The organism is Paraburkholderia sp. A1RI-2L (assembly GCF_048957375.1).
In the GTDB taxonomy this organism is placed as follows: domain Bacteria; phylum Pseudomonadota; class Gammaproteobacteria; order Burkholderiales; family Burkholderiaceae; genus Paraburkholderia.
Genome location: NZ_JARBTA010000005.1, coordinates 426,571 through 438,769, shown reverse-complemented (window position 1 = coordinate 438,769; position 12,199 = coordinate 426,571). Strand labels below are relative to the sequence as shown.

The 12,199-nt window shown below is 65.1% G+C and carries 10 protein-coding genes; 4 read left to right on the top strand and 6 right to left on the bottom strand.

The features are described 5' to 3' along the window. The first annotated feature begins 52 nt into the window (after window positions 1-52). The gene (gene ppk2, locus PWP93_RS34660) at window positions 53-874 is read left to right on the top strand and encodes a polyphosphate kinase 2 (protein WP_421048034.1); all 822 of its coding nucleotides are present in this window, start codon (window positions 53-55) and stop codon (window positions 872-874) included. A 62-nt stretch (window positions 875-936) separates the two neighbouring features. Further along, window positions 937-1,197 carry an RNA recognition motif domain-containing protein gene (locus PWP93_RS34655; RefSeq protein ID WP_421025527.1) on the top strand — a complete coding sequence of 87 codons (261 nt, stop codon included), beginning with the start codon at window positions 937-939 and terminating at the stop codon, window positions 1,195-1,197. A gap of 40 nt (window positions 1,198-1,237) precedes the next feature. On the opposite strand, the gene PWP93_RS34650 is transcribed toward PWP93_RS34655, so the two are convergent. Then, window positions 1,238-1,894 (bottom strand): response regulator transcription factor, encoded by a 657-nt coding sequence (locus tag PWP93_RS34650; RefSeq protein WP_421048033.1) that lies wholly within the window; start codon window positions 1,892-1,894, stop codon window positions 1,238-1,240. Then, on the bottom strand, window positions 1,891-3,018 hold the full coding sequence (locus PWP93_RS34645) for an ATP-binding protein (protein WP_421048032.1): 1,128 nt from the start codon (window positions 3,016-3,018) through the stop codon (window positions 1,891-1,893). The genes PWP93_RS34650 and PWP93_RS34645 overlap by 4 nt, the downstream gene beginning before the upstream one ends. Window positions 3,019-4,245: 1,227 nt before the next feature. Between PWP93_RS34645 and PWP93_RS34640 the strand changes: the two genes are divergently transcribed. Next, entirely contained in the window at window positions 4,246-5,670 is a 1,425-nt protein-coding gene (locus tag PWP93_RS34640; protein ID WP_421048031.1) for a DUF3300 domain-containing protein, read from the top strand. Window positions 5,671-5,681: 11 nt separating this feature from the next. Beyond that, on the top strand, window positions 5,682-6,719 hold the full coding sequence (locus PWP93_RS34635; RefSeq protein ID WP_421048030.1) for a DUF2950 domain-containing protein: 1,038 nt from the start codon (window positions 5,682-5,684) through the stop codon (window positions 6,717-6,719). Window positions 6,720-6,744: 25 nt separating this feature from the next. Here the strand turns inward: PWP93_RS34635 and PWP93_RS34630 are convergent, their stop codons facing one another. The 4 genes from PWP93_RS34630 to PWP93_RS34615 all read right to left on the bottom strand — a co-directional run bounded on the left by PWP93_RS34630 (window position 6,745) and on the right by PWP93_RS34615 (window position 12,186). Then, window positions 6,745-8,514, bottom strand: coding sequence for a SulP family inorganic anion transporter (locus PWP93_RS34630; protein WP_421048029.1), 1,770 nt, complete (start codon window positions 8,512-8,514; stop codon window positions 6,745-6,747). Window positions 8,515-8,592: 78 nt separating this feature from the next. Then, the gene (locus PWP93_RS34625; RefSeq protein WP_421048028.1) at window positions 8,593-9,189 is read right to left on the bottom strand and encodes a PqiC family protein; all 597 of its coding nucleotides are present in this window, start codon (window positions 9,187-9,189) and stop codon (window positions 8,593-8,595) included. Continuing rightward, window positions 9,186-10,808: an intermembrane transport protein PqiB gene (locus tag PWP93_RS34620; RefSeq protein ID WP_421025534.1), complete on the bottom strand. Its 1,623-nt coding sequence runs from the start codon at window positions 10,806-10,808 to the stop codon at window positions 9,186-9,188. The genes PWP93_RS34625 and PWP93_RS34620 overlap by 4 nt, the downstream gene beginning before the upstream one ends. Then, window positions 10,801-12,186, bottom strand: a complete 1,386-nt coding sequence (locus PWP93_RS34615) for a paraquat-inducible protein A (protein WP_421048027.1) — start codon at window positions 12,184-12,186, stop codon at window positions 10,801-10,803. The genes PWP93_RS34620 and PWP93_RS34615 overlap by 8 nt, the downstream gene beginning before the upstream one ends. Window positions 12,187-12,199 lie beyond the last annotated feature (13 nt).

Sequence of the window (12,199 nt, the reverse complement as noted above, 5' to 3'; positions counted from 1 at the left end):
CACCCGGCGCATTCCGCGCGCAGCGCAACGCCATCTTCCTGGGAGTGACGCGATGTCCGGACGCTCGAGCCACGCAAAAAGCACGGAGGCCAACTCCGGGGAAAAAATGAGCAACAAGGCCTATTTGAAGGAGTTGCTCAAGCTGCATATCGAACTGGTGAAGATGCAGCAATGGGTCGTCAAGAGCGGCGCGAAGATCTGCATCGTGTTCGAAGGACGCGACGGCGCGGGCAAAGGCGGCACGATCAAGGCGATCACCGAGCGCGTGAGCCCGCGCGTGTTCCGGATCGTGGCGTTGCCGGCGCCCACCGAGCGCGAAAAAACCCAGATGTACGTGCAGCGCTATCTTCCCCACCTGCCTGCGGCCGGCGAGATCGTGATCTTCGACCGGAGCTGGTATAACCGGGCGGGCGTCGAGCGCGTGATGGGATTCTGCACGCCCAAGCAGGCAGACGAGTTTCTGGGAGCCGTGCCGTTGGTGGAAAAAGCCATCATCGCGTCGGGCATCATCCTGATCAAGTACTGGCTCGAAGTCAGCCCCGAGGAGCAGACACGCCGTCTCGAAGCCCGCATCCACGACGAGCGCAAAACCTGGAAGCTGTCGCAGATGGATCTCGATTCGTACAGCCGCTGGTTCGATTATTCGCGGGCACGCGACGAGATGTTCGCGAAGACCGACCTCGACTTTTCGCCGTGGCATGTCGTGCGTTCGGACGACAAGCGGCGCGCACGGCTGAACATCATCACCCATCTGCTGAGCCAGGTTCCCTATGAGGCCGTGCCGCGCACCAGGATCGTGCTGCCGAAACGGCAAAAGGCGGCGGGCTACGTGGAGCCGGAGTACCCCTATAAATACGTGCCGGAAACCTTCTAGACGCCCGCGCAGCGCGAACGGGCGGAGTCGGTGTTAGCCGGGGTCAAGCCAATGCGAGGACAATGATGGCCGAATTGTGGATTGGAAATATCGAAGCCGACGTGACGCCGGAAGAGCTCAAGGAATTCCTCGGCAAATATGGTCTGCCGCCGTTCGACGCTATCCAGTACGTGCCCGGCAGCGGCGAGCGGCCCGGCGTGATGCTGAGCTACGAGAACGTCGATGCCGAGGCGCTGCGCAGGTTTCAGCCGCGCATTCACAACATGTTCTGGAAGAACCACTCGATCGTCGTCCAGGTCATGCCGACGCGAAGCGAGGACTGAGCGCCGGGCGTCTGCAAACGTTCGGCCGCGCCGGCGCCGCTCACGAATGAGGCTTGAGCGTCGCCAGCTCCGGCATCGTCAATGCGGGACCGCAAATGTCGGCGCGGTCCGCGAGACGGACCAGTTCCGCGAGCGACTCGGCCCGCATCTTCTCCATCACCCGCGCGCGGTGGATCTTGATCGTCTTCTCCGCCGCGCCTAGCGCATCCGCCACGAGCTTGTTCGGCCGGCCCGCCACGACCAGCGCCATCACCTCGCGCTCGCGCGGCGTCAGCTGATCCACGCGGCGCTGGATTTCAGCCCGTTGCGCGCGCTGCTCGAACAATTGCCGCGCGCGCGCGAGCGCACGCTCGGTCGCGTCGAGCAACAGGCTTTCGTCCACCGGCTTCACCAGAAAATCCGTTGCCCCGGCCTTCATCGCTTCGATGGCGGTGCGCAGACCGCCGTGGCCCGAAACGAAGATGATCGGCACGCGGTCGAGCAGCCGCTGCTGCAATGCAATGCCGCTCAGATCGGGCAGCTTCAGGTCGAGCAGGAGGCAGGCCGGCGCGCTGGTCAGGTCGGCGCGTTCGAGAAACTCGTTGGCGCAGCCGAAGGCTTGAACCGCATAGCCCGCCGAACCGAGCAGGCGTGCGAAGGCGCGGCGGATCGAATCATCGTCGTCGACGATGAACACAACGGAGGTGGGTGCATTCATGACCGTTCGCGCAGGCCAGTCGGCATGGCCGCGCCCTCTGCGGGAAGTTCGATATGGAATGTCATGCCGCGGTCGCGGTTGCGTTCGGCCCACAGGCGCCCGCCGTGCCCCATGACGATGATGCGGCTGATCGACAGCCCGAGCCCCATGCCGTCCGGCTTCGACGTCGAGAACGGTTTGAACAGGAGCGCTAACTGCTCGTCGCTCATGCCAAGCCCGCGATCGCGCACCGCAATGCGCACCCCGCTGCCGCCCGGCATCGCGCCGACATCGACGAACACCGCGCGCTCGCCCGGGCCGCAGTCCAGCACGGCATCGAATGCGTTGATGATCAAATTGACGAGCACCTGCTGCAATTGAACCGCATCGCCTTGCAGCAGCGGCAAGCTGTTCTCGATGTGCGAACTCAGCAATACATCGCACTCCCGACTTCTGCGGTGCAGATGTTGCATAACATCGCGCACGAGACGCGCCATGTCGATCGTGCCCATCTCCGCCTGCTCGCGTTTGCCGAAGCGCCGCATCTTGCGGATGATGGCGTGCGCCCGCGTGCTGTCGGACACGATCTCTTCGAGCAACTCGAACAACTCGGCCGTGTCGGGCGGCGTGTTCGACAGAAAGCGCCGGGCCGCCTGAGCGTTGCTGAGAATGGCGGTGAGCGGCTGATCGACCTCATGCGCGAGCGCCGAGGCCATATCGCCAATATCGGAAACCGGTTCGCGATGCAGACGTGCCAGATCGTCGCCTGGAACTCCGGACCCCGGCGCGCTCGTGGCGGCGCCGTGAGCGGACTCGATCACGACCACCGCATACTGTGCGCGGTCGATTGCAAACGAAACGGATCTCGTGACCTGCACGTCGCGCTGCTCGCCGTCCTTGCTGCGCGCGATGGCCGCACGCGTCGTGCTGCCCGCGGCAGCGTGCATGATCCACGACCGGCCGATCGGGGAAACGATCTCCTTGCTCTGCAACGGCAGCACAAGGACGTCGACCGGCATCCCAAACATCTCCGCCATGTCGTAACCGAAGAGCAGCGCGGCTCGCGCGTTCGCGCAGACAATGGTTCCTTGCGCATCGACCGCCAGCGCTGCGGCCGGCACGACGTCGATCACGCTGCAAAGCATGTGCTGCGCCCCCGGTTCGACATCGCGCTTCGCACGTGGTCCTTGTAATGATTTGATCGACGCTACCCGATGAATAAAATGGTCTTTCACCAGGGCAAACCACAAAAATATGTCCCCGCCCGTATGCACCGGACCTGACAGCCGAAAAGTGCGTTTCCCGTGTTCCGCGTTCTGGCCATACATGGTGTCCTCCGAACGCACAATCCCGCCTCGAGTTTGCGACATTGCGGCCTACGCCGGCGCCCTTCCCCGGGCGCCATGCAGCCAGACGCGAACCCCAGACTCCCGGATGCGCGAGATCTCTCCATTACCTGCATGCAGACGGCGACATCTTTATGTGTTCACAACCGCAGCTACTGCTGTGTTTTTAAATGTCCGGCAAAGCTATGCGGCCCGGATGTGGAGAATAGAGGTATAGAAACGTGCATGGCATGCGCAACGGAAATGAACTTCGCGGCGCCGCCTTAATTGCATGCGTGCTTAATACCTCTGGCGAGCACGCGTAAATTATAAAGGGGAAAAATGAACTTTTTGTAAACTTTATTCCGCGTTCCGGCAATTTTTCCCGATTCGTCTACACGATATGCATTGCACATTGATTGGCGCGCAGCACGCTTCGTGTTTATGGCGACGATGCCGGCATGGCACTGCCGGCGTCCTTGTGCTGCGAGGATTGACTGTGCGGCGGGGGCTGCTTGCTCGTCCTCGCCTTATGCTCCGCCTTGCGTTGCGCATCCTGCATTTGTTTCATTCCCGGCGCACCCATTTGCGCGTGAGCCGGCCCCATGCAGAACGATGCAATAGCCAGCGTTATCAGCAATAGCCGCCATGGGACGCGAGACAGAATCATGAGATCACCTCATTCGATTGGCGCCGCGATGCGCGTTTGCGCTGCGCACGGACTCTATCACTTTACTTAATCACTACCGGATTTCAAACACGCGTTATACCCGGTTCTCTTCCAGGCAACACAAGGAAATCACGCCCGAATTCAAGGCATCGCTTATTATATGAACAATAAGAAAATTTGCTGGGCGCTTCATACGCCAAAACTAATACGCCCAGAGGATATTGATTCGCGGTACGCGTATCTGAATAGTCAATAGGACTCTGGTCCGATTGCTACGGCTGGCCGCAATGGCGAGTATGCAACGATAACCTTCCTCGGCTGCGTCATGCCGCGACCCGCGCATCGGCGGGTTCGACTGGACAATGGGAGAAGTGGCCATGATCTGGTGGACTAAGCGAATCTCCGGCGCGTTCCGACTGCTGTTGCTGGTGTTGGTGAGCGCCGTGTCGTGCGTGGCGCTCGCGCAAGAGCCGGCGCCATCCGCAAGCTATAAACCCGAAGAGATCGAGGCGCTCGTCGCGCCCATCGCGCTCTACCCCGACTCGGTGCTCGCCACGGTTCTGATGGCTTCGACCTATCCGCTGGAAGTCGTCCACGCGGCGCGCTGGTCCAAGGAGCATCCGAAACTCAAGGGCGATGAAGCGGTCAAGGCCGTGCAGGATCAACAGTGGGACACCAGCGTGAAATCGCTGGTTGCGTTTCCCCAGATTCTGGAGCCGATGAACGACAAAATCGACTGGACGCAGAAGCTCGGCGACGCCTTCCTGGCCCAGGAAAAAGACGTGCTGGACGCCGTGCAGCGGCTGCGCGCCCGCGCTCAGGATGCCGGCAACCTGAAGTCGAACGAGCAGCAGCAGGTGATCGTCGAGCAGCCCCAGCAGCAAGGCGGGCAGACCGTCGTGCGCATCGAGCCCACCAACCCCGAGGTGATTTACGTCCCCGCCTATAACCCGACCGTGGTGTATGGCGCGTGGAGCTATCCGGCCTATCCGCCGACCTATTGGCCTCCGCCTCCCGCGTACTACCCTGGCGGCGCGCTGATGACGGGCTTCGCATGGGGCGTCGGACTCGCGGCGGCGGGCGCGATATTCGGCAACTGCAACTGGGGTGGCGGCGACGTCAACATCAACGTCAACAAGGCCAGAAACGTCAACCGCAACTTCGACAGCTCCAAGGTCCAGGGCGGCAGGTGGAGCCACGACCCCGGCCACCGCCAGGGTGTCGCGTACCGCGACAACGCCTCGCGCGAGAAGTTTGCACGTAATGTGCCGGGCGGCGATGCCCGCCGCGACTATCGCGGCCGCACGAGTGGCGCCGGTGGACCGGGAGGCGTGGGCGGTGCTGGCCGGCCGGGCGGCGTGGGTGGTGCGGGCGGCGTGGGCGGACCTGGGAAACCGGGCGGCGTCGGTGGCGCTGGCGGCGTAGGCGGACCCGGAAAGCCGGGCGGCGTCGGTGGCGCTGGCGGCGTGGGCGGACCTGGGAAACCGGGCGGCGTCGGTGGTGCTGGCAGACCCGGAGGCGCTGGCGGTGCTGGCGGTGCTGGCGGTCCTGGAGGCGTGGGCGGCGCCGGGAGACCCGGTGGCGTGGGTGGCGCGGGCGGTGCTGGCGGCCCCGGAGGACGCGGCGGCTATGCCGGCGGCGGACGCGACAGCGCCTTCCAGGGCGTGGGCGGCGGCAGCGCCACGCAACGCGATATCAACCGTGGCAGGTCGAGCATGGGCTCCTCGGGTTTCAATCGTGGCGGTGGTGGCGGCGGCGGCGTGCGTGCAGGCGGCGGCGGTCGTGGCGGCGGCAGACGCTAGGGAGAACGAACATGAAAGAACGATCGCCACTTCGGCTACTTAAGCCACTTCGGCCGCTTCAGCGACTTCGCCCCGCCACCCGCGTCGCGATCGCGGCGGCGTTGACGGTTGCGCTCGCAATCAATCCCGCGCGGCCGTTCGCCGCCACGGCGCCGGCTTCATTCGCCACGCCCGAAGCGGCCATGAGCGCGTTCGGCGATGCGGTGTCCGGCAACAACGAGGCAGAACTGAGGAAACTGTTCGGCGCGGACTTCCGGCAGTTCCTGCCGCCGACCGGCGCGCAAATCCGCGAGACCTTCCTCGAGCAGTGGAAGGTCTCGCATGCGATCCAGCCCGCCGGCGAGAACCACGCCCATATCGCGGTTGGCAACGACGGCTGGACATTCCCGGTGCCGCTCGTCAAGGACGCCCGCGGCTGGCATTTCGACATGACGGCGGGCGCCGAGGAAATGCGCGTGCGCCGCATCGGCCGCAACGAGCTCGCGGTGATCCAGACGATGCTCGCGATCTACGACGCGCAGCGCGAATACGCCTCGACCTACCACGACGGCAGCGATACTTACGTCTATGCGCGCCGTCTCGCCAGCACGCCCGGCAAGCACGACGGACTTTACTGGCCCACCGGGGACAACGAAGATCCGAGCCCGCTCGGTGAAGCGTTCGTCACCGCGGGCGCGCGCATGAAAGAGAGCAGCGGCTACTACGGCTACCACTACAAGCTGCTGACCTCGCAGGGGCCGCACGCCCCCGGCGGCGCCTACGACTACCTCGTGCGCGGCCAGTTGTTCGGCGGCTTCGGCGTGATTGCATGGCCGGTCAAATACGGCGACACCGGCATCAAGACCTTCATGGTGAGCCACTACGGGCAGGTCTACGAGCGCGACCTCGGCCCCGACAGCGCGGCGAGGGCCGAAGCGATAACCTCATTCGACCCGGGCCCCGGCTGGACGAAAGAGCAAGACACGCAAGCCGACACGCAATCGGCCAAACCAGCCGGCGCAGAATCCGGCGCGCAATCTGGCGCACAACCCGGCACAAACTCGCAATAGCGGCACGCGCAGCCCCGCCCGCGCTTCAGGGTCGGGGCGCGCCGCGATGGCACGCTTGCGGATCGGCGTCCGTTGCGCCGAGGTAATCGTCGACCGCGCTGCCCACGGTCGGATGAAAGCGCTCGCTGCCAATCAGCGGCATCAGTTCGAAACGCTCGAGCTTGTCGCGCACGGGGTCCTTCATCTCGGCAAAATGCAAGGCGATGCCGCGCTCGTCCAGCACGCGGACGAGTTCGCGCAGCATGTCGGCGGAAGTGACGTCCACACTGGTCACGGGCTCGGCGGCCACCACGATTCTGCGCACCGGCGTGGGCGAGGTATCGACCGCCTGCAGCAGACGCTCCTGGAACAGCTCCGCATTGGCAAAAAACAGCGGCGCGTCCCAGCGGAACAGCACGAGCCCGGGAATCCGCTCGGCCTGCGGGTAGCGCTCGATGTCGTGGTACCCGCGCACATCTTCCACGCGGCCGAGAATCGCGTAATGCGGCCGCCAGCCATCCCACAGGAATTCGATGATCGCGATGACCACCGCGATGCCGATGCCGGGAATCGCGCCGAACACCGCGACGCCCGCGAAGCACACCATCGAAAGCCAGAACTCCCATTGCTGGATGCGATAGATGCGCTTGAGGTCGGCGAATTCGAACAGGCCGATAGCGGCCGCGATAACCACCGCGGCAAGCGCGCTGTTGGGCAGATAGCGCATCAGATTCGGCGCCGCGAGCAGCAATGCCGCGACAGCCAGCGCGCCCACCGCCCCGGTCAGCTGGGTTTGCGCGCCCGCGGCTTCCGCGACCGGCGTGCGCGACGAGCTGCTGCTGATCGGGAAGCCGTGAAAGAAGCCCGCCGCCAGATTGGCGATGCCCAGACCCACCATCTCCTGGCTCGGATCGACGCGGCTATGGAACCGGGCCGCGAAGGTGCGCGACAGCACGCTGGTGTCCGCGAACGAGATCAGCGCGACCGCGCAGCCGCCCAAAACGATCCTGGTCAGATCGGCGCCGCTCGCCCAGGGAATCGCAAACGACGGCAAGCCCTGCGGAATCTTGCCGAGCACCTTGACGCCGTGGCTATCGAGATTGAACACGCTCACGCACAAGGTTGCGACCACAACGGCTATCAGAATGCCCGGCACCTTTTCGAAGCGCTTGAGGAACAGGATCAGAACCAGACTTCCGAGGCCCACCGCGAAGCTGTACCAGTTGGCTTTGCCGTCGGCGATCGCCACGGCGAGTCTCAGCAGGTCCCGCAACGGACCGCCCTCGTCGACGGAAATGGCGAACAGCTTGGGCAGCTGGCTGACCAGCACGGCAATGGCGATGCCGTTCATGTAGCCGTAGCGAATCGGCTTGGAGAGCAGCTCGGTCACGAACCCGAGACGCAGCAATCCCATGACGATGCAGAACGCGCCGGACACGATGGCCATCATGCTGGCGACGGCGATCGCGCGCGCGGGATCGCCGCCGGCCGTCGCCGCCACGACGGCCAGAATCGGCGCCGCGAGCGCGGAGTCGGGCCCGAGGACCAGAATCCGGCTCGGCCCGAACACCGCATAGGCCAGCAACGGAATGATCGTCGCGTAGAGACCATAGACGCCAGGAACGCCCGATGCCTCTGCGTAGGCGATGCCCACCGGCACGAGCATGGTGGTCAGGACGAGCCCCGCCGCGACGTCGCGCGGCAACCAGCTGAGGCGGTATTCCTTCAGCGTGACGAGGCCGGGCAGCCAGCGCAGCCATCCTTGCATCCCGTTCGCGGGATGCGAGCCGTTGAGATCTGACTTGTCTGGTTGCATGATTCGAAGGGAACCCCATGCAGATTTCAGGTCGATGCTATTGCGCTTTCGCGACCACCCCATAGTACCGGGTTGCGCTCAAGGCGCCGCTCCCCGACGAATCACCTCGGCAATATCCGTACTGATCACCCCAAGCGCCCGCTCATGCGCCGCCACCAGCGCGCCATAATCGCGCCCATCGACCGCTTCGCGAGCCACCGTCTGCCCCAGCACGGGCGCGCCCTTGCCAGGCGGGCGCACGACCCATTGCGCGTCGATCGTCACGGCCTCGCCACGCACGCTATCGATGCTCACGACATCCACGCGCACATGCCACTCCGATGCCGCGCTCGCGCCCGTCTCGAACGACGTGACCCGCGCCGTATCCAGACGCTGCCCAAGATCGGCGGCAATCACACGGGCGATATTCGTCTTCAGCGGCTCGGCCCAGCGCGCGAATTCGTTCAGCTCGATCTGGTTGCCGGCGCCGCGCGTGACGATCTGCGGACGGTCGACGATGTCGGGCACCGTAACGGGACTCACGACGATGTTCATGGTCGCGCGCGCGGACGGATCGGTGCGCTGCGCATCGCCGTGCATGACGTAAAACGTCGGCGAGGTTGACCTGCAGCCCGCGCCGGCGAGCAGCGCGGCCAGCGCGATAAGGCCGGCGGCGAGCAGGCGGGCGCGCGTCATGGGCTGTCTCCCGGCTTGCCGCGCACCACCGCCTCCGGATGCCGCTCCAGATAATCCGTGAGGTTGCGCACCGAAGCCGCCGTGCGGGCCAGTTCGCGCATGGCGTCGCTGGTGTTCTGCTGCAATTGCGTATCGGGCTGCAAGGCGGAATTCGCCGCTTCGAGCGCCGAGCGCGCCGACGACAAGGTGCCTTGCGCCTGCGGCACGACATCGGTGCCCAGCTTCTTGATCACGTCGTTGGTGTTCTGCAGCGTTTGCTGCGCCTGCGCGCCGAGCTGGTCGAACGGAATGCCGTTGAGCTTCGCGAGCAGACGTGTCAGCGACTCCTGCAGCGACTGGAGCGTGCGCGGAGCAGTCGGCAGCTCGGGCGGCGTTTTGGTCCAGTCGATCGTCGCCTTCGGCGAATCCGGGAAAAGATCGAACGCGAGATATAGCTGCCCGGTGAGCGGGTTGCCCGAGCGCAACTGGAAGCGGAAGCCGCTGGCTACCAGGAAGTCGGCAAGCTCGCGCGGCGACGACGCAATGCGCCCAGCCTGCTTCTGACCGTTCTGATAGCGCGAAGTGAAGCGCTCCGGATACAGGTTGATCTCGACGGGCACGCTGAACTGGCGCTTGACCGGATCGAAGCGCGTGAAGATGCGCGTGACCTCGCCGATCTCGACGCCGCGGAAATCGACCGGCGCACCCACGGTCAAACCGCGCACCGAGTCGTAGAAGGTCACGATATAGGTATCGACGATGCGGTCATGCGGCCGCATTGCTTCCGTGCGCGTTTCGTACAGGTCGAAGTGCGTGTTTTCGGCGGCCTCGGGCGTGTTGCGGTCGCTGTCCGGCGTCTCGAAGGCAATGCCGCCGATCAGCATCGAGACGAAGGATTGGGTATTGATCTGCACGCCATCGGAGCTCAGCGACACGTCGAGCCCGCTCGCATGCCAGAAGCGCGTATCGCTGCGCACGTAGCGGTCGTATGGCGCGTTCACGAACACATGCATCGTCACGCCCTTGCCGTTCGGGTCGAGTTCGTACGAGGAAATCTGCCCGACCTGCAGGCGGCGGAAGAACACCGGAGAGCCGGCGTCGATCGAGCCCATGTCCGCGCTACGGAGCACGAATTCGCGGCCGGGAATGTCGCTCGGAAACACCGGCGGCACTTCGAGGCCGACGAAATCGTGGCGGGCCTTTTTCGAATTGCCCTCGTCCATGCCGACGTAGGAGCCCGACAGCAGCGTGCCGAGACCCGACACCGTGCCGCCGGAAATGCGCGGACGCACGACCCAGAAGCGCGTGTTGTCGACGAGCATGTCCGCCGCGTCCTTCACGAGCTCGCCGGTGGCGATCACGCGCTTGTGATCGCGTGACAGCGTCACCGACTTCACGATGCCGATGTCCACGTCCTTGTACTTGATCTTGGTCTTGCCGGCCTCGAGCCCATCGCCGCTGCGAAAACTGATGGTGACCGTCGGCCCCTCTTCGAGCACCGCCTTCACGGCGAGCCAGCCGCCGATCAGCAGCGCGACGATCGGCACCAGCCAGACCAGCTGCATGCGCCAGCGCGAGCCCGCCACCGGCCTCGCCTGCGGGAGATCCGGCAACGCGCCGCCAGGGCCGGGATCAGGCATGATCGAACTCCACGGGGTCCCAGATGAGGCGCGGATCGAACGCGTTCGCGGCGAACATCGTCATCACCACGACCGCCCCGAAGGCGATGGCGGCGGGCCCGGCCTTGATCATCGCGAGCGCGCTGAACTGCACCAGCGCGACCAGCATCGTGACGACATAAATGTCGAGCATCGACCAGCGGCCAATCAGCTCGATCATCCGGTAAATGCGCGCGCGCTCGCCGGGCAGCCATTTCGAAGCGCGCTGCGCCGACCACGCCAGATAAGCAAGGCCGAGTATCTTCACCATGGGCACCGCAATGCTCGCGATGAACACCAGCACCGCGAGCGGCCACGAGCCCGACACCCATAGATAGGCCACGCCGCTCATGATGGTGTCTTTCTGCGTGCCGAACAGCGAGCTCGTGTCCATCACCGGCATCACGTTCGCCGGCACGTACAGCACGATCGACGCCAGCAAAAACGCCCACGTGCGCGAAAGGCTCGCGGGCTTGCGCAAATGCAGCGCAGTGGCGCAGCGCGGGCACGCCAGCGCGCCTGCGTGCGCCGGCATGCGCACCAGCAGCTCGCAGCAGGGGCACAACGCGATGCCACAGGTCGCGCCGGTGAACCCGGGCAGGGGCGCCCCCGATCGCTGCGGATCCTGCGGCGCGGGCATCGGCGCGATGCGGTGCCAGACGGCGGCCACATCGAGCGACGCGCCCGCGCCGGCGAGCACGATCATCAGCGCGCCGAACGACCATAACGCCGTGCCGGTCACGACCGTGGCGATATGGGCGAGCTTGACGAGCGCGACCAGTAATCCAAGGATCAGCACTTCGGTCATGCCCCACGAGCGCGCGACGCCCATCACGCGAAACACGATGTTCGCGCGCCACGGCTTGCGCCCGAGCGCGAGCGGCACGAGCAGCCACAGCAGCGCCACGATCTGCGTGGCGGGCATCATCATCGTGGTGATGAACACGAGGCCCGAGATCGGCCACATGCCGTCGCGGTACAGCATCTCGACGGAACCCCACAGCGTCGCCTGGACGACATTGCCGTTGACCGCGAGGCCCACGATCGGATAGAGGTTGGAGATGACGAACAGCAGGAGCGCCGCCGCTGCGAGCGCGAGCGAACGCGTCCCGCTATCGGCATGATCGCGTTCGAGCTCCGCGCCGCAGCGCATGCAGCGCAGCACGCCGCCCTGCGGACACGGCGCGCGCCGCTGCAGCAGATCGCAGTCGTGACACAGCAGCAATCCCGCAGGCGCGGGATGGTGATCGCGGTGATCGCGGTGATCGCGGTGATCGCGGTGATCGCGGTGATCGCGGTGATCGCGGTGATCGCGGTGATCGCGGTGATCGCGGTGATCGCTATCGGACTGGGCTCTCATGGCGACATACCGG